The organism is Faecalibacterium sp. I4-3-84, assembly GCF_023347255.1.
Lineage (GTDB): Bacteria > Bacillota > Clostridia > Oscillospirales > Ruminococcaceae > Faecalibacterium > Faecalibacterium taiwanense.
Genome location: NZ_CP094466.1, coordinates 1,821,538 through 1,838,022, shown reverse-complemented (window position 1 = coordinate 1,838,022; position 16,485 = coordinate 1,821,538). Strand labels below are relative to the sequence as shown.

The following is a 16,485-nucleotide window of genomic DNA, read 5'->3' as shown; positions in this document are numbered from 1 at the left end:
CGCACAGGGAATGGCGGCTCCTGCCGCCCTACACCTCAGATACGAACCGACGCACCGGAATATTGCAGAAAGCTAAAAAATTTTTATTATTTTTCGTCCACGAGTTTCGTCTTACAGAAAAAGACCGCTTCCGCACCGGGCAGAAACGGCCTTTTTCAGGAGAAATAAAGAAAACACGAACCCTCAAAAATGAGGAAGGGAAATGCTCAGAACATGCTCTCGTCCTTATAGTGGCCGGTGCGCACGAACTGCACCCACTCGGCCACATTCACGGCGTGGTCGCCGATGCGCTCCAGATACTTAATGACCATCAGCAGATCCAGCGCTGCATCCACCTTGCCGGGGTCTTCGGCGATCTCCTGCGCCAGCTGATGCTTGATGGCGTTGAAGTCGTAATCCACCTCGTCGTCTGCGGCGATCACCCTGCGGGCGGCATTTTCGTCCTCTGCCGTCAGGGCATCGAGGGCATCCAGGATCATCTGGTGGGCCTTTTTGCCCATGGCAATGGCCTGACTTACCGCCGGGTCGCCCTCTTTGCGGACGGTGACAAGGTGGGGGATGATCTCGGCGATGTCGGCGGCATGGTCGCCGATGCGCTCAATATCCGTGACCACCTTCATGGCAGTGGAGATGCGGCGCAGATCGCCTGCCACCGGCTGCTGACGCAGCAGCAACGTCATGCAGCGGTGCTCGATATCCCGCTCCATATTGTTGATGCGGGCATCCCCCTTCACGATGGCCGCAGCTGCATCGGCATCAGCAACGCAGAGCGCTTCCAGAGCGTTCTCCACGGCATCGGCAGAGTTGCGGCCCATTTCGGTCAACGATTTTTTCAGCGATTCCAGATCGGTGTCGTACTGTTTACGGATACTCATAGCTGTTTCCTCCTTTAACCGAACCGACCGGAAATGTAGTCCTCGGTACGTTTATCCTGCGGTGCGCTGAAGATCTGCGCCGTGGGGCCCACTTCCACCAGCTCGCCCAGCAGGAAGAAGGCGGTGCGGTCACTGATACGGGCCGCCTGCTGCATGTTGTGGGTAACGATGACCACCGTGTAGTTCTTCTTCAGCTCACTCATCAGCTCCTCCACCTTCATGGTAGAACCGGGGTCCAGTGCGCTGGTGGGCTCGTCCATCAGCAGCACTTCGGGCTTCACTGCCAGCGCCCGGGCGATGCACAGACGCTGCTGCTGGCCGCCGGAAAGGCCCAGCGCGCTCTTTTTCAGGCGGTCCTTCACCTCGTCCCACAGGGCCGCGCCCCGCAGGCTACTTTCCACCAGCTCGTCCAGCTCAGCCTTATTGCGCACGCCGTGCAACTTGGGGCCGTAGGTGATATTGTCGTAAATGCTCATGGGGAAAGGATTGGCCTTCTGGAACACCATGCCCACCCGGCGGCGCAGGTCGGTAAGCTGCATTTCCCGGGCAAAGATATCCTCGCCCTTGAGCCGCACATCGCCCTCGATGCGCACATTCGGCACAAGGTCGTTCATGCGGTTGAGGGTCTTTAAAAAGGTGGATTTGCCGCAGCCGGAAGGACCGATGAGAGCGGTGATCTCCCGCTCGCCCACGTCCAGCGAGATGCCTTTCAGTGCCTTGAAGTCGCCGTACCAGAGGTTCAGGTCTTTTGCCGAAATGACCGGCACATTCGTGTTTTCCATAGAATACCTCATATTTTATAGGACGATCGCATTTTTTCAGCATCCTCGCCCTCTCCGTCATTGCTTGCGCAATGCCACCTTGTTCCCCTTTTTGTCGCTCACGCGACATCTTCCCCCGACCGGGGGAAGTCTTTCAAAGTGAGAGGCCTTGGCAGTCCATGCGAAGCTTTCGGTTTCGCCAGAGGCTCTCCCTTTGGGAGAGCTGTCGAGACACGAAGTGCCGAGACTGAGAGGGCGAGGCCGCTATCAAATATCTGCAATCTTTTACTGTTTCTGTTTCAGCTTGGTCTTTGCCAGCCGCGCCGCAAGGTTGATGGCCAGCACCAGCACCAGCAGCACCGCACCGATGCCCCATGCGGAAGCAAAATCGCCGTCCTCAAAGGCACGCAGGTACAGCAGCACCGACAGGGTGGCTCCGTTGGAGGTGTAGGCTTTGGCCACGCTCTTGGCAATGACCTCTGCGGCACCGGCGGTGAAAAGCAGGGCGGCACTTTCGCCCACGATGCGGCCCACAGCCAGAATGCAGCCGGTCACGATGCCGTCGATGCTGCAGGGCAGCACGATGGTGCGGATGATGTGCCACTTGCCTGCACCCAGACCCATGGCACCCTCCCGGTAGCCCTGCGGCACCGTCTTGAGGGATTCCTGCGTGGTTCGGATGATGGTGGGCAGGTTCATGACCACCAGCGTGAGTGAACCGGACAGCAGACAGGTCTGGAAGCCCAGCGCCTGACTGAACACCAGCATGCCCACCAGACCGTAGATGATGCTGGGGATGCCCGCCAGCGTTTCATTGGTGAACTCGATGACCTCGATAAGCCGCCGGTTGGAGGCATACTCGGTCAGGTAGACCGCCGCGCCCACGCCCAGAGGCAGTACGATCAGTAATGTCAGCACGATGACATACAGTGTGTTGAGGATGGCAGGCAGGATGCCGTCGGTCTTTTTCAGCACACTGGCAGTGGTAGAAAGGAACTTCCAGCTGATGTGGGGGATGCCCCGCACCAGCACCATGCCGATGATACCGGCCACCAGAACCATCACCAGAACGGCGCTGGCCCAGACCAGTGCGGTCATGACCCGGTTCCACATCTGACGGGAAGGCGAAAGGCCCTTATTCATCCCGGCTTCCTCCCTTCAGCACAACGTTCAGCACAACATTGATGATCATGATAAAGACGAACAGCACCAGCGCGATGCTGAACAGCGCCTGCCGCTGCAGACCGCCGGCATAGCTCATCTCCTTGGCGATGGCGGTGGTCAGGAAGGTGACGCTGCGGAAGGGACTGTCCGGCATGTTGGGGCTGTTGCCTGCCACCATCATCACCGCCATGGCCTCGCCGATGGCGCGGCCGATACCCAGCACAATGCCTGCGGCAATGCCGCTTTTGGCTGCCGGAATGCTGATCTTGAACCATGTTTCGGTGTCGGTGGCACCCAGTGCCAGACTGCCCTGCTCATACTCCGGCGGCACGGCGTTCAGTGCCGTGACCGACACGGACACGATGCTGGGCAAAATCATGATGGAAAGCACCACGATTGCGCTCAGCAGGCAGGCACCGGAAGCCTTGCCGAAGGTCTTTGCCACGGCGGGCACCAGCACCTGCATGCCCAGCAGGCCGAACACCACGCTGGGGATGCCGGACAGCAGCTCGATGGCGGTGACCACCACGGTGCGCAGCTTGGGGTCGGCGGCCTTGGAGAGGAACACCGCCGTCAGCAGGCCGATGGGCACACCGATGATGGCAGCGCCCAGCGTGCCGTAGATGCTGGACAGGATAAAGGGCAGGATGCCAAACAGCGGCTGGGCTGCTGTGGAGGCCCACTTTGTGCCGAACAGGAATTGGAACAGGCCGATCTTGTGGATGGCCGGCACGCCGGAGATCACCATGTACACCGAGATAAGCACCACGCAGCCCACCGCCAGCATACCGCACAGGAAGAAGATGAAGTTCATCACCGCTTCCAGCCATTCGGCGGGGGTGCGGGGCAACCGCACCCGGCTCAGATAGGATTTTTTGTTCATAGCTGAAATCCTTTATAAAAGCCGCGTCGGCCCGCAGAAACGGCAGCCCGACGCGGCAGTTTTCTTGTTCAGATGCGGGGCGGGCGGTTCACCGGGAAGCTTTCCCCGGCAAACCACCCGGTAATTACTCGTTTACCGGCACAGCGCCTGCGGTGCGGATGAGGTCGGCAGCGTCCTTGCTGGTGGCAAAGTCCACAAAGGCCTGTGCCTGCTCCGACAGGGTCACGCTCTTGTTGGTGACGAACACGAAGGGACGCTGGATCTTGTAGCTGCCGTCCTTCACGGTGTCCTCGCTGCACTCCACACCCTCCACTGTAACCATGGCGACGGTGTCGCCCACAGCGGACAGGGAAGCGTAGCCGACGGCCAGAGGATTGGCCTCCACAGCGCTGATGACTGCGCCGGTAGCGGTCAGCTCCTGTGCGTACTTGCAGCTGTCCTTCACGTCCACGATGCTCTCAAAGCCATCGCGGGTGCCGGAACCGGCCTCGCGGCCCACCAGAACGATCTCGCCGTCGTCGCCGCCCACATCCTTCCAGTTGGTGATCTCGCCGGTGAACATCTGCTTCAGCTGGTCCACGGTCAGGTCTGCCACCTTGCTGGCCTTGTTGACAACGATGGCGATGCCGTCCAGAGCCACGGTGGTGCCGTCCACGTCGTTCTTCTCGTCGTCCTTCAGGGCGCGGGAGGACAGGCCGATGTCCAGCGTCTTATCGGTAGCACCGGTGATGCCTGCGCCGGAACCGGTGGGGTCGTAGCTGACGGTGACACCCGGCTCCACCTCGGCAAAGCCCTCGGTCAGGGCAGCGATGACGTTCTTCATAGAGGTAGAACCGCCGGTAGCCACATTGCCGGACAGGGTGCCTGCAGCAGCGGTCTCAGCAGCGGCAGAAGAAGAGGCAGACTCTGCAGCAGAGGATGCCACAGTGGAAGAGGCTGCGCCGCCGCAGGCGGTCAGAGCCATCGCTGCAGCAGCAGCGCCGCAGACAGTGATAAACGAACGACGAGTGATCTTTTTCATAACCCTTTTCCTCCAATAAATGCCGGAACGTCGTTCCGGCCGATGTTTTCTTGTGTTTTCCTTGGGAACGGCCTTATTGTACCGCACCGCCGTGTGCGCTGCGACCATGTACGCGCAAAATGGAGGTAAAGCTTTTGCACAGGCTCCGGCGGCTGTGTCAAGCCTGCGTAAAGCCGGGATGAAAAACCTGCACTCGGATTTTACAAACAGGATAAATATGCCGAAAATGCCATTTTCTGGCTGGATAAAGTGACAAAAAAAGAAGGCGCTCTCTATGGAGCGCCTTCTTTTTTGATCGCTGTCTAACGTGATCTGCGTTTAAAATCACTCTGCGGGCGTCGGGTCTGTATTCAGCACAAGGAACGTTTGATCCTTTTGTACGATATACAGCTTTCCCTCTACATTGTTGAGCTTGACCGTTACCTCCACCGGGGTTCCGGCGGCGATCTTCTTATAGGCTTCCTCTGTCGGGATCGTCATTTCGACCTCGACGGTCGCCTTGCTCATAAACCAATTCAGGCCTGCAAAATTCGACATCTTAAGGCTGCCGGTCGGTTTGTCTGTATTCAGAGAAACCGTGTCGATCTTACCCGTAAACATTCCTTTACAGGGCAGTTCCTGGAATGTGCCTCCCGCATTCTTATCAAATGTAATATCTGCCTTTGCCGTGATCTTATACGAAGAGCCGCCGGTGCCCTGTACTTCTGCATGTGTATTCGCACTGTACAGTTTCACCGTATATGCGCCCAGCTTCACCTCATCGGCCGCAGCACTTCCACCGCCGCAGCCGACCAGCACGCCGGACAAAGAGATTGCTGCAGCCGCAGCTGCTGCGCCCTTCATAAAGGTACGCCGGGTCATTTTTTCTGCCATAATATTGCCCTCCTCTACAAGCATTTTGCTGTGCTTTTAGCGTACCACTTTTTGGGAGTCTGTCAACAAAAATATGACAAAAAGGCGCTCTGTACACATAATTTGCACAGAGCGCCTTCTGCTCAGCAGTATTTTGTTCCGTCCGGGCAGTAGAACTGCACGTACTTCTGCCACTCGGTCTCACTGATGGTGCGGCGGTAGCAGTCCACCAGTGCATCCACGGCCTGCCGGTCCGCAAAGGTACCGGCACCCGGGCAGTCCAGCACCAGAATGCGGAACCATGCATCGAACAGGTGCTCGGTGAATCCGGTGTCCCGCGCGCCGCACCGGGCGTAAAAGCCCAGCCGCCGCACAGCCATAGCTTCGTCCTCCGCCTTATCCGGGCATTCGGCCTCAATGAGGATGGCCTGCGCACCGCGCTCATGCTGCGGCAGGTCGGCCAGCAGCTGCGCGCCCAGCCCTGCAGCACGGTATTCCGGCAGCACGGCAAAGTAATCCAGCTGGCTCACCCTGCTGCCTGCCGGGCGCACCATGAGCAGGTACGCCGCCAGTGTTTCGCCGTCGAACACGCCCCATGTGTGGGCTGTGCCGTCCGCTTCGCTGTTCAGGATCATGCTCAGGGGCTTTAGCTCCGTGGGCGGAAAGTCCCGCCGCATTTCGTCCAGATAGACCCGCGTCAGTTCTTTTTCGTTCAGTTTCCGCCAGCTGTACACTTTGCTCATGGTTTTTCCTCCCGTATCTGCCTTTTGAACCAGTATAGCACACTCCGCGCGGGAACGCAAAAGCCGCCGGGAGCGGCAGGTTCTGCCCTTCTCCCGGCGGCTTTTATGGGAATGCAGGAGCAACCAGTCTCCCGCACAAACTCCGTTCAGAATGCTGTGTGCGTTACAGCATCTTCTTCAGCTCGTCGTACACGAACTGAACCTTGGTGCCGATGATCACCTGGCAAGCGTTCTTGCTGGGGCGGATGACACCGGCAGCACCAGCGGCCTTGACAGCCTTCTCGTCCACCTTGGCGTTATCCTTGACCTCAAAGCGCAGACGGGTTGCGCAGTAACCAACTTCCTTCACGTTCTCCTTGCCGCCGACAGCAGCCAGAACAGCGGAAGCGACTTCGGTATAGTTGTTGTTTGCCAGAACGACCTTCTTCTCGGCCTCTTCGTCCTCGTCCTCACGGCCGGGGGTCTTCAGGTCGAACTTGGTGATGGCAAAGTAGAACACTGCGTAGAACACCACGAAGGCTGCGATGCCCAGAGGAATGATCATCCAAGTCTTGGCAGCTGCGGGCAGGGAAGCGGAGAACACCAGGTCGGTGGCACCTGCGGAGAAGCAGAAGCCGGCACGGAAACCGGAGTAGTAGGTGATGACGGTAAAGATGCCGTACAGAGCAGCGTACACAACGTACAGGGGGAAGCACAGGAACATGAAGCCGAACTCGAAGGGCTCGGTAACGCCGCAGACGAATGCGCAGATGGCAGCGGACAGAACCAGACCGATGGCGGCCTTCTTGTTCTTAGCGGTCTTGACCATAGCCAGAGCAGCGCCCAGGACACCGAACATCATGCAGGGGAAGAAGCCGGACATGTACATACCAAGGCTCCAGCCCACATCAGCAGAGGTCTCGCCAGCCCAGAAGTGGCTCAGGTCGCCCAGACCGATGGTGTCGAACCAGAACACGTTGTTCAGAGCGTGGTGCAGACCGGTGGGGATGAGCAGACGGTTCAGGAAGGCGTAGATGCCGGCGCCGATGCCGCCCATGCCAGCGATGCCGTTGCCGATTGCGACCAGAGCGTCGAAGATGACGGGCCAGACGAACAGCAGAACAACGGACACCAGAATGGAGATCAGACCGGTAGCGATTGCAACGAAGCGCTTGCCGGAGAAGAATGCCAGCCAGTCAGGCAGCTGGATATCCTTGAACTTGTTGTAGCAGGCAGCGCCCACAACAGCGGCCAGAATGCCGATGAAGGAGTTGCCGGCGACCTTCTGGAAGGCGATGTAGGTAGCAGTGCCTTCTTCCAGGTGACGGACCATGCCGACCACACCGGGGTTCAGCAGCTGCTGCATCATCAGGAAGCTGACCAGACCGGCCAGACCTGCGGTGCCGTCGTTGTCTGCAAGGCCGACAGCGGCACCAATGGCAAACAGCCATGCCATGTTATCGATCAGAGCGCCGCCTGCCTTGACCAGCAGGAAGCCAACGGTGTAAGCTGCGCCGGAGGTTGCTGCACCGGGAACGCCCATAACGCCCGGAGCAAGGGCATAACCAAGACCCATCAGGATGCCGCAGATCGGCAGGACCGCGACGGGAAGCATCAAAGCTTTGCCCAGTTTCTGGAGATACTTCATCATAAAGCACATTCCTCCTTAAGAAATGTTTGTGTTTACAGACGCCTCTGGTTGCAGGCCGTCCATAATTCCGTAATAGAATAGTAACATATTTCCGCAAAAAAAGAAAGTCCCTTTCGCCTTTTTTCTATCAAAATGCATCAAAAGTCCTCATTTGGCAGTTTTTCAATCAATAATTTTTGGTTTTTCCGCACAAGGGTCGTCTTTATGTTGAAAATTCTTTTCTTTTTACGTACATTTTGCCCAAAGGCTTGCATCCCACAGCCGAATCAGGTACTATACTATTATAAGAAAAGCGGGAACCCGAAGGAGGTTTATTTTATGGAATGGACTGATATCCGCCTGACCGTGGCCAAGGCCGACGCTGACAACGCCGAAGCCGTTGCCACCATGATCGCCGAGGGCGGCATCTATATCGAAGACTACAGCGACATCGAGCAGCAGGTGGCCGAGATCGCCCATGTGGATCTGATCGAGCAGGAGCTGCTGGACAAGCCCCGCGATACCGTTATCATCCATATGTATCTGGAGCCGGGCGCTTCCCCCGTGGAGACGCTGGCCCTCATTGCCGCCCGCATGGAAGCTGCAAACATCGCCTACACCGTGGAGACCGAGGGCGTGGAGCAGGAGGACTGGCAGAACGGCTGGCGCAAGTATTATCACCCCCTGGAAATCGGCAAACGGCTGGCGGTGGTGCCCTCGTGGCAGCAGTACGACACTGACCGGGTGAAGCTGATCCTTGACCCGGGCCTAGCCTTCGGCACCGGCGGCCACGAGACCACCAGCCTGTGCATGGAAGCGCTGGACGAGCGGGTGACCGGCGGCGAGCGGGTGCTGGACATCGGCACCGGCAGCGGCATCCTTGCCATTGCGGCGCTGAAGCTGGGCGCTGCTGTGGCCGAGGGCGTGGACATCGACCCTGTGGCCGTACGCACCGCAGGCGAGAACGCCGCGTTGAACGGCGTGCAGGACAAGCTGACCGTGCTGGTGGGCGACCTTTCGGACAAGGCCAGCGGCAAATACGACATCATCACCGCCAACATCGTGGCCAACGCCATCCTGTCTCTGGCTCCCGCCGTGCCGGGCCTGATGGCGGAGGGTGCCACCTTTATTGCCAGCGGCATCATCGACAGCCGCAAGGATGAAGTGATCGCCGGGCTGGAAAAAGCCGGCCTTGCCGTTGTGGAAGTGAAGGAAAAGCGCGGCTGGGAGTGCATCGTCTGCAAGAAAGCGTAAGGAGATTTTATGCCGCACCGTTATTTTACCACCGAGATCTCTGACGGCACCGCCACCCTGCGCGGGGCCGATGCCCACCATCTTGCCCGCGTGATGCGCGCAAGGCTGGGCGATACTGTCATTCTATGCGACGGCAATGCCGTGGAATACACCGCCACCATCACCGGCTTCGGGGATGAGTGCGTAGAATTTTCGGTGGAGCCGGGCTATCCCAGCGCCGCCGAACCCAGCGTGGAGGTCACTCTGCTGGCCGGCTACCCCAAGCAGGACAAACTGGAACAGATCATCAAGCACGGCGTGGAGCTGGGCGCAGCCCATATCGTGCCCTTCTTCAGCCGCTACTGCGTGGCGGCCCCCAAAAAAGAGGAGCAGAAGAACGAGCGCTACAACCGCATTGCGGTGGAAGCCGCCAAGCAGTGCGGCCGGGGCATTCTGCCGGATGTGGCCCTGCCGCTGGCAAACTTCGGTGCCGTGTGCCGCACCTTTGACCAGTATGACCTTGTGCTGTTTTGCTACGAGTGCGGCGGTGCGCCCCTGCGCCGGCTGCTGGCAGAGACCGCGCCCGCCGATGGCGAAAAACTGAAAATCGCCATCGTGACTGGTGCCGAGGGCGGCTTTGCCGCCGAGGAAGCCGAGATGGCCGCAAAGGCCGGAGCCAGAACGGTGGGCCTTGGCCCCCGCATCCTGCGGTGCGAGACCGCCCCGCTGGCGGTGCTTGCGTCCGTCATGACCCTGACGGGGAATCTGGAATAACAAAAAAGCAGCTGCGTTGCAGCTGCTTTTTTGTTATTTTCAGGGTTTATGTCTCTGCTTCCAGCAGAGCTTTCTTCACATTCAAAAGGTTCTGCGGACTCACCGAGAAGCTGCGCAGGCCCAGCTGCAGATACTGCACCGTGTTGGCCGGGTTGCCTACGGCAAGGCCGCAGATGGTCACCGGCACATTGCGCACCTTTGCGGCATCCATCACCATAGTGATGAGCTTTTTCATGGCATTGCTGGCCGGACGGTAGTAGTGCTCGGCGCTGGCAAGCTCCCGGTCTGCCGCGTGAGTGTACTGGGTCAGGTCGTTGGTGCCGACCACAAGAAAATCGACCCCGTGCTCTACAAATTCCTCAGCGGTCAGGCAGGCAGCGGGTACGCTGAGCATCACGCCGAACTTTGTATCTTCGTTGAACGCCACGCCGCGCTCCCGCAGGTGCTCGCGGCAGCGCTCCACCACACGCATGGCTGCGTCCCAGTCCTCCACATTCGTCACCATGGGGAACATCACCCGCAGCGGGCCGCGGGCGGCGGCGCGCTGCAGCGCACAGAGCTGCGTCTCGAACTGGTGGGGCTGGCGCAGACTGTTGCGGATGCCCCGCAGGCCAAGCTTGGAAGACTGCAGGCCCTGATAAGCGTCCGCCATGGTGCGGTCGGCACCAAAGTCAAAGGTGCGCACCGTTACCGGGCAGCCCTTGGCGGCAGCAAGGCAGGAACAGTAGAAGAAATACTGTTCCTGCTCATCGAGGATGCGGCCCGGCAGCATCATATAGCTGCTGCGCAGCAGGCCCACACCCCGCGCACCGGACTGCATGGCCGTGTCGATATCTTCCGGGCCAAAGCAGTTGGCCAGCAGTTCAAAGGGCTGGCCGTCCTTTGTGTTGTCGGGCAATGCGTGCAGACGGCCCAGCTCTTCGTTCTCGCGCTGCAGCTCACAGATGCGGGTCTCGGCCTGCTGGCGGGCGCTGGCATCCGGGTCCAGTGTGCACTCGCCCTTGGTGGCATCCAGAATGACGGCGCGGCCGTCGCAGTCGTCCAGAAAATCACGGCCCACCTGCACAAGGCCGGGGATGTTCATTGCCCGGGCAATGATGGCGGCATGGCTCTGGCCGCTGCCCTCTGCCGTGATGATGCCTAAAATCATGCCGGAGGGCACGCTGAACAGGTCGGTGGGCATCAGCCGCTCTGCGGCAAGGATCACCGGGTGATCCAGCGCCAGCCACATGCGGGGGCGGTTGGTGATGATGTTGATGACCCGGCGGCTTGCGTCGAGGATATCCACGCTGCGCAGCTGCATGTAAGGGTTGTCCTTCATGTTGGCCAGCTGGTCGGCGTAGCGCTGGCCCACCTGATTCATGGCCGCTGCCGCGCCAATGCCTGCATTGATGCAGAAGCGCACCTCGTTCATCATGCCCTCGTCGTCCAGCATCATGCTCTGGAACTGGAAGATGGCCTGCTCGCTGGGTGCGGCACGGTCTGCCATGGATTCCAGCTCGTCCTGCGCCGTGCGGATGGCATCGGTGAGCAGCTGCAGCTCCCGGGACGGTTTAAAGGGGCCCACGGTCGTGGTCTCCACATGGTGCTCCAGACGGCTCACCTGCCCCAGCACAAGGCCGGGAGAAGCGCAGGAACCTTTATACACTTTCATGTTCGGTCACCTCCGGCAAAAGCTCGGCTTCCGGCGTGGTCAGGGTGCGCCAGACCAGCGCCTGCAAAAAGGTATTGGGCAGCAGCGCGGCCAGTGCAGCCCGCGCCGCATCGGCACTGCCCTCAAACAGCGGTGCAAAGCTCTGCATCCGTGCCTGATCGCACTTTGCAAGGAATGCATCGCACAAAGTATGGGTGGTGTAGTAATGGGCCGGGTCCACACCGGCATCTTCCGCGGCGGCTTCCAGCGGGGCAAGGTCGGCATCCTTCATCTTGGCCAGCAGCAGGGCCGCATCTGCCGTCAGGGTGACCGGATATTTCTCCCGCACGGCCTTTTGCACCCGCTCAAATTTTGCGTGGAACGCAGCAGCGTCCGTGCAGCTCTGGACATCACAGGAGACAGCATAGGCACACCCCCGCAGATATCCCATAGCGCGGCGGGTATCATAGTAGCCCAGCTCGATGTTGCGGCGGGCGGTGTCGGGGTCAAAGTGCAGGATGTCCCCCAGCTCCCAGTAGCTGCGCACCATCACGGTGGGCAGGCCGGTGAGGTTGGGGCGGGTGATGCCCACGCCTTCCAGATCGACGCACACCAGTTCATCCGCGCCCATGCGTTTGGCAAGACCGGTGGGCATGTTGTCGCTGTAGCCGCCATCCAGAAACTTGACCCCGTCGATGTCCCGCGCACGCAGCGCCGGGAAGCAGGCAGCGGAGGCCATCAGGTAGTCCTTGACCTTTCCTGCCGGGATCTCGTCCAGCGTCAGCTCCCGGGACTTTAAGCCCCGCTGCTCCACCGTGACAAGGCCGAAGCGGATGGGAGCCGCGCGCAGGGCATCCTCGTCCAGCACCCGCTCCACGATCTCTTCCAGCGGGGTCACATCCATGCCGCCGGCTTTCACCACGCTGCGCAGGAACTGGTGCAGGGCCGAAAGGTCGGCATCCTCCTCCGGCAGCTCCATCACATCCTTGCTGCGGATGGCCAGCCACATATCGCGGGCCGTCTCGTACTGGTCCAGCACGAACATGGCACCGTTCAGGCTGCCAACGCTGGTGCCGGTAATGATCTGCGGGTGCCAGTCCAGCTCCATCAGCGCGCGCCACACACCCACCTGATAGCTGCCCCTAGCTCCGCCGCCCGCCAGTACCAGAGCTTTGCACGGAGCACTGCGTTCATCCATTGCATCCGCCTCCTTTGATCGTTTCCGGTTTTGTTCAGATTATAGCATATTTCCAGAGAAATTTCTTCCGTTTTTTGTAAATTGATGCCTTTCTCCCGGCAAAGAAACATGGTATACTTGTCAGGATCTCAAAAGGAGGCATTCTCATGCACTGCAAGCAATGGATCTTTGATATGGACGGCACCCTGACCGACAGCATGACCGTGGTGTGGGAGGGTGCCCCCGACGCACTGCTGCGCCGCTATGGCCGCACCCCGCGGGGGGATCTGCGCGCCACACTGCTGAACATGGGAATGCAGGAGGGCGCACAGTATCTGATCCGGGAGTACGGCCTGCCGCTGACCGAGGAAAGCTATTTTTCCGTGATGCGCGAGGTGATCGCCGAATTGTACGAGACCGTGGAGCTGAAACCCGGCGTGCGCACGATGCTGGCAAAGCTGCAGGCCGAGGGCGCACGCATGTGCATCTGCTCCAACACCTGGGCCGAACAGTGCCGCACCGTGCTTACCCGGCTGGGCATCGCGCAGTATTTCTCCTTCATCGTGGAAGCGCAGGGCGTGCTGCACAAAAGCCACCCGGAGGTGTTCTTTGAGTGCATGAGCCGTCTGGGCGGTGCAGACCCCGCCGCCTGCGCCGTGTGCGAGGATGCCGTATACGCCGCCGCCACCGCCCACAAGGCCGGGTATTACGTCATTGGCATCGCAGACCGCACCTCTGCCGCCGACGAGCCGGAGATGCGCCGCATCTGCAGCCAGTTCGTGCCCCGGTGGGATATGCTGGACTGGACACGTGTGTAATAAAAAAGGGCCGCAGCGTGCGGTTCTTTTCTTTATCTGATCCTTCTTTGCTCTTGCATTTTGTTCGCAAGAAGAGTATGATATTATAAATAGGACTGCCCCAAGGGGGAAGTGTCCTTATTTGTGAGAATACACTCTGTGATTTTCAATATAAAGGTATAATATCCGTAAAGAGGAGACCTTCCGTCATGAACAACCCACTCGTCAGCATTATCGTGCCTGTGTACAACGTGCAGAATAGTGTTGCCCGCTGTCTGGAGAGCATTTGTGCCCAGACATGGAAGGATATCGAGGTCATTCTGGTCAACGACGGGTCCCGGGACGAAAGCTTTTCCATCTGTGAGCAATTCCGTGAAAAGGACCCCCGCATCGTTCTGGTGGACAAATCCAATTCCGGTGTGTCGGAGACCCGCAACTGCGGCATGTCCCTTGCAAAGGGCAAGTATGTGCAGTTTGTGGACAGCGACGATTATCTCGACCCTGATTTTACTGAGCGGCTGGTGACTGCTGCCGAAGCGAACAACGCCGATCTGGTCATTGCACCTTACTGGATGGTGATTCCCGCCAACTCTTCCAAGGCCACGCAGGCACTGGAAAACCTGCAGGAGAACCTTGGCATCGATGCCGAGAAAAAGCCTGATGATATCCGTGAATACGGCTTCCTGCCCGAGGGCATCTATGACCGCGATACCTTTGCCCTGCGCCTGATGGAGAAGCCCGCATCCTTCTTCTACAGCGTGCTGTGGAACAAGCTCTACCGCCGGGATATTCTGGCAGACCATCATCTTCAGTTCACCAGCGAGGTGCGCTGGGCCGAAGATCTGGTTTTCAATCTGGAATACATTTTGTACGCCAATGTTTTCGTATCCATTTCCAAAGCGGGCTACCACTATGTGCAGAACCCCCAGAGCATCTGCCACACCCAGATCAATCTGGCTTCCATCGTGCAGAACAAACTGCAGGTGTTCCGCTATTACAAGGAGCTGTACACAAAGCTGGGCCTGTACGATCAGGTGCAGCCGCAGCTGTATAAATTCCTGACCGCGTTCTCCGAGAACGCCTATCCCTCCGGTTCTCCCCAGAAGATCATCATGGACATGGCCAACCGCTGGGGCTTTGGTGTTCTGGATGCTTCCGACAAGGAAAAGAAACACAAAACCGAACCCGATGCCTGATCTCCGGGCACGAAAAAAAGAGCCGTGAAAGCGGCTCTTTTTTTGTTTGCCATTTTACCGGTCGATCCAGCTGCGGAAGGCTTCGCGCACTGCACCCTCCCGTCCGCGCGGGATGGGGATGCGCGCACCGCTGCACATCTGCAGCTCGCCCGCCGTCAGCAGCTGTGCCGCCGCCAGATTGACCACATAGGAGCGGTGCGGCTGCAAAAAACGCCCGTCTTCCAGCAGCGGCTTTGCTACCTCGGCAAAGGACACCCGCAGCGAAAGGGACACCACATCCTCGCCGCTGAGCAGATGGAAGTGCACCACATGGTGGGTGCACTCCAGATATTCGATCTGCGCATAGGCCAGCGCCCGCATGCCTTCGGCGGTGGCAACGGTCATTGCCGGGCCGTACTCCGGCTCGGTGGCGCGGGCAAGCAGGGCCGAAAGCTCCTGCTGGTGTACCGGCAGAAGCAGATACTGCATGGCATCCACCCGGAAAGCGCTATAGGCGTGGGCCGGTGTGCGGGCCGCAAAGGCCAGCGGAGCCCTGCGGCCCCGGCGGCGCAGCTCCGCAGCCGCCGAAAGCCCTGCCGGGGCCGCTACAGCGCCCAGCTCGATGAGATACAGGTCAAACCGCTCTCCCTCGGTGTCCCGGCGCAGCAGCGCATCTGCATCCGGCAGCTGCTGCACGATGCACGCATCCTGCCGCCGGGCAAAATATTCCATGCACTGGCGTTCCAGCCCGCTGCGCAAGGCCGCGTCCGGGCTGCATACCGCAATGTGAAATACCATCTCACATCCTCCTTTCTGCCAGCCGCCCGCCTTGATTTTTGCGCAGGGCTGGAGTATGATAAATAAAACTTTGCTGCATCGAAAAAAGAAAAAACGGAGGGACCCGCCATGCCGCAGCCGCTTGTCAGCGTTATTGTGCCCGCCTATAACGCGGCGGGCTTCATCTCCCGCTGTGTGGAGAGCATCACATCCCAGAGCTACCCGGAGCTTGAGATCCTTCTGCTGAACGACGGCTCCACCGACGACACCCTTGCTGTCTGCCGGAAGCTTGCTGCCGCCGACAGCCGCATCCGTGTGGTGGACAAGCCCAACACCGGCGCAGCAGACACCCGCAGCTGCGGCCTTGCCCTTGCCCACGGCGAATACATCCAGTTTGCGGACAGCGACGATCACCTGCTGCCGGGCTGCACCGCAAACCTGGTGGCTGCTATGCAGCGCAGCCATGCCGACCTTGTGCTGGCTCCCTACCGGATGATGGTGCCCCGCAAGGATGGCGGCTATGACACCCGGGAGTACAGCCTGCTGCCCGCTGGGGTGTACAACAAGGTGGATTACCTGTGGCAGCTCACCGGCAATGCCGCTGCCTTTTACTACGGCGTGCTCTGGAACAAGCTCTACCGCCGGGATCTCATCCAGATGGCGCACATCCGGTTCGAGCATGTGGTATACGCCGAGGACCAGCTGTTCAACACCCGGTATCTGCAGGTGGCACAGCGGTTTGCCGCCATCAACGAAGCCGCCTACTGCTACATCCAGAACCCGCAGAGCGTATGCCATACGCAGGTGAGCGCGGCGGACATGCTGCGCCACCGCAGCCGGATGTACCACACCTACAAGGAAATGTGTATCCAGCTGGGCGTGTACGATAAATTCCGCCTGCGGCTGCACGGCATCTATCTGAGCCTGTTTGAAAGCCCTCTGCCCAACGGCCCGGTGCAGAAGCTTTCCGACGCATTTGCCCGCACCCACAGCCGCATCTGAGAAAAGGAG

16 protein-coding genes are annotated in these 16,485 nt (G+C 59.5%); 5 read left to right on the top strand and 11 right to left on the bottom strand.

Annotated elements, in window-relative coordinates; all coding sequences use genetic code 11:
- Window positions 1-206 precede the first annotated feature (206 nt).
- From phoU to MTP41_RS08965, 8 genes are all read right to left on the bottom strand, one after another.
- Window positions 207-875, bottom strand: coding sequence for a phosphate signaling complex protein PhoU (gene phoU / locus MTP41_RS09000; protein WP_249235357.1), 669 nt, complete (start codon window positions 873-875; stop codon window positions 207-209).
- Between the two features lie 14 nt (window positions 876-889).
- Window positions 890-1,657 (bottom strand): phosphate ABC transporter ATP-binding protein PstB, encoded by a 768-nt coding sequence (gene pstB / locus MTP41_RS08995; RefSeq protein WP_005943706.1) that lies wholly within the window; start codon window positions 1,655-1,657, stop codon window positions 890-892.
- Between the two features lie 264 nt (window positions 1,658-1,921).
- Window positions 1,922-2,779, bottom strand: coding sequence for a phosphate ABC transporter permease PstA (gene pstA / locus MTP41_RS08990; RefSeq protein WP_097774559.1), 858 nt, complete (start codon window positions 2,777-2,779; stop codon window positions 1,922-1,924).
- The gene (pstC, locus tag MTP41_RS08985) at window positions 2,772-3,683 is read right to left on the bottom strand and encodes a phosphate ABC transporter permease subunit PstC (protein ID WP_097774558.1); all 912 of its coding nucleotides are present in this window, start codon (window positions 3,681-3,683) and stop codon (window positions 2,772-2,774) included. The genes pstA and pstC overlap by 8 nt, the downstream gene beginning before the upstream one ends.
- A gap of 124 nt (window positions 3,684-3,807) precedes the next feature.
- Window positions 3,808-4,704 (bottom strand): phosphate ABC transporter substrate-binding protein, encoded by an 897-nt coding sequence (locus tag MTP41_RS08980; protein ID WP_249235356.1) that lies wholly within the window; start codon window positions 4,702-4,704, stop codon window positions 3,808-3,810.
- Window positions 4,705-5,028: 324 nt separating this feature from the next.
- Complete coding sequence (locus MTP41_RS08975; protein WP_249235355.1) at window positions 5,029-5,577, bottom strand: twin-arginine translocation signal domain-containing protein; 549 nt, start codon at window positions 5,575-5,577, stop codon at window positions 5,029-5,031.
- A 122-nt stretch (window positions 5,578-5,699) separates the two neighbouring features.
- Window positions 5,700-6,299 carry a GNAT family N-acetyltransferase gene (locus MTP41_RS08970; RefSeq protein WP_120019986.1) on the bottom strand — a complete coding sequence of 200 codons (600 nt, stop codon included), beginning with the start codon at window positions 6,297-6,299 and terminating at the stop codon, window positions 5,700-5,702.
- A 163-nt stretch (window positions 6,300-6,462) separates the two neighbouring features.
- Window positions 6,463-7,929 (bottom strand): PTS transporter subunit EIIC, encoded by a 1,467-nt coding sequence (locus MTP41_RS08965; protein WP_249235354.1) that lies wholly within the window; start codon window positions 7,927-7,929, stop codon window positions 6,463-6,465.
- A gap of 318 nt (window positions 7,930-8,247) precedes the next feature.
- On the opposite strand from MTP41_RS08965, the gene prmA reads away from it, so the two are divergent.
- Window positions 8,248-9,162 (top strand): 50S ribosomal protein L11 methyltransferase, encoded by a 915-nt coding sequence (gene prmA, locus MTP41_RS08960; RefSeq protein WP_005943732.1) that lies wholly within the window; start codon window positions 8,248-8,250, stop codon window positions 9,160-9,162.
- 9 nt (window positions 9,163-9,171) lie between these two features.
- Window positions 9,172-9,915: an RsmE family RNA methyltransferase gene (locus MTP41_RS08955; RefSeq protein WP_249235353.1), complete on the top strand. Its 744-nt coding sequence runs from the start codon at window positions 9,172-9,174 to the stop codon at window positions 9,913-9,915.
- 46 nt (window positions 9,916-9,961) lie between these two features.
- On the opposite strand, the gene MTP41_RS08950 is transcribed toward MTP41_RS08955, so the two are convergent.
- A complete protein-coding gene (locus tag MTP41_RS08950; RefSeq protein ID WP_249235352.1) occupies window positions 9,962-11,569 on the bottom strand; it encodes a phosphoenolpyruvate--protein phosphotransferase in 1,608 nt (535 codons plus the stop codon).
- The gene (locus tag MTP41_RS08945; RefSeq protein ID WP_249235351.1) at window positions 11,556-12,746 is read right to left on the bottom strand and encodes a patatin-like phospholipase family protein; all 1,191 of its coding nucleotides are present in this window, start codon (window positions 12,744-12,746) and stop codon (window positions 11,556-11,558) included. The genes MTP41_RS08950 and MTP41_RS08945 overlap by 14 nt, the downstream gene beginning before the upstream one ends.
- 146 nt (window positions 12,747-12,892) lie before the next feature.
- On the opposite strand from MTP41_RS08945, the gene MTP41_RS08940 reads away from it, so the two are divergent.
- On the top strand, window positions 12,893-13,543 hold the full coding sequence (locus MTP41_RS08940) for an HAD family hydrolase (RefSeq protein WP_097776893.1): 651 nt from the start codon (window positions 12,893-12,895) through the stop codon (window positions 13,541-13,543).
- Between the two features lie 188 nt (window positions 13,544-13,731).
- Complete coding sequence (locus tag MTP41_RS08935; protein ID WP_097776892.1) at window positions 13,732-14,718, top strand: glycosyltransferase; 987 nt, start codon at window positions 13,732-13,734, stop codon at window positions 14,716-14,718.
- Between the two features lie 54 nt (window positions 14,719-14,772).
- On the opposite strand, the gene MTP41_RS08930 is transcribed toward MTP41_RS08935, so the two are convergent.
- Window positions 14,773-15,495, bottom strand: a complete 723-nt coding sequence (locus MTP41_RS08930) for a LytR/AlgR family response regulator transcription factor (protein WP_118527571.1) — start codon at window positions 15,493-15,495, stop codon at window positions 14,773-14,775.
- A 108-nt stretch (window positions 15,496-15,603) separates the two neighbouring features.
- Here MTP41_RS08930 and MTP41_RS08925 point away from each other — a divergent pair, with 108 nt between their 5' ends.
- Window positions 15,604-16,476: a glycosyltransferase family 2 protein gene (locus MTP41_RS08925; protein ID WP_097776890.1), complete on the top strand. Its 873-nt coding sequence runs from the start codon at window positions 15,604-15,606 to the stop codon at window positions 16,474-16,476.
- The last annotated feature ends 9 nt before the right edge of the window (window positions 16,477-16,485 follow it).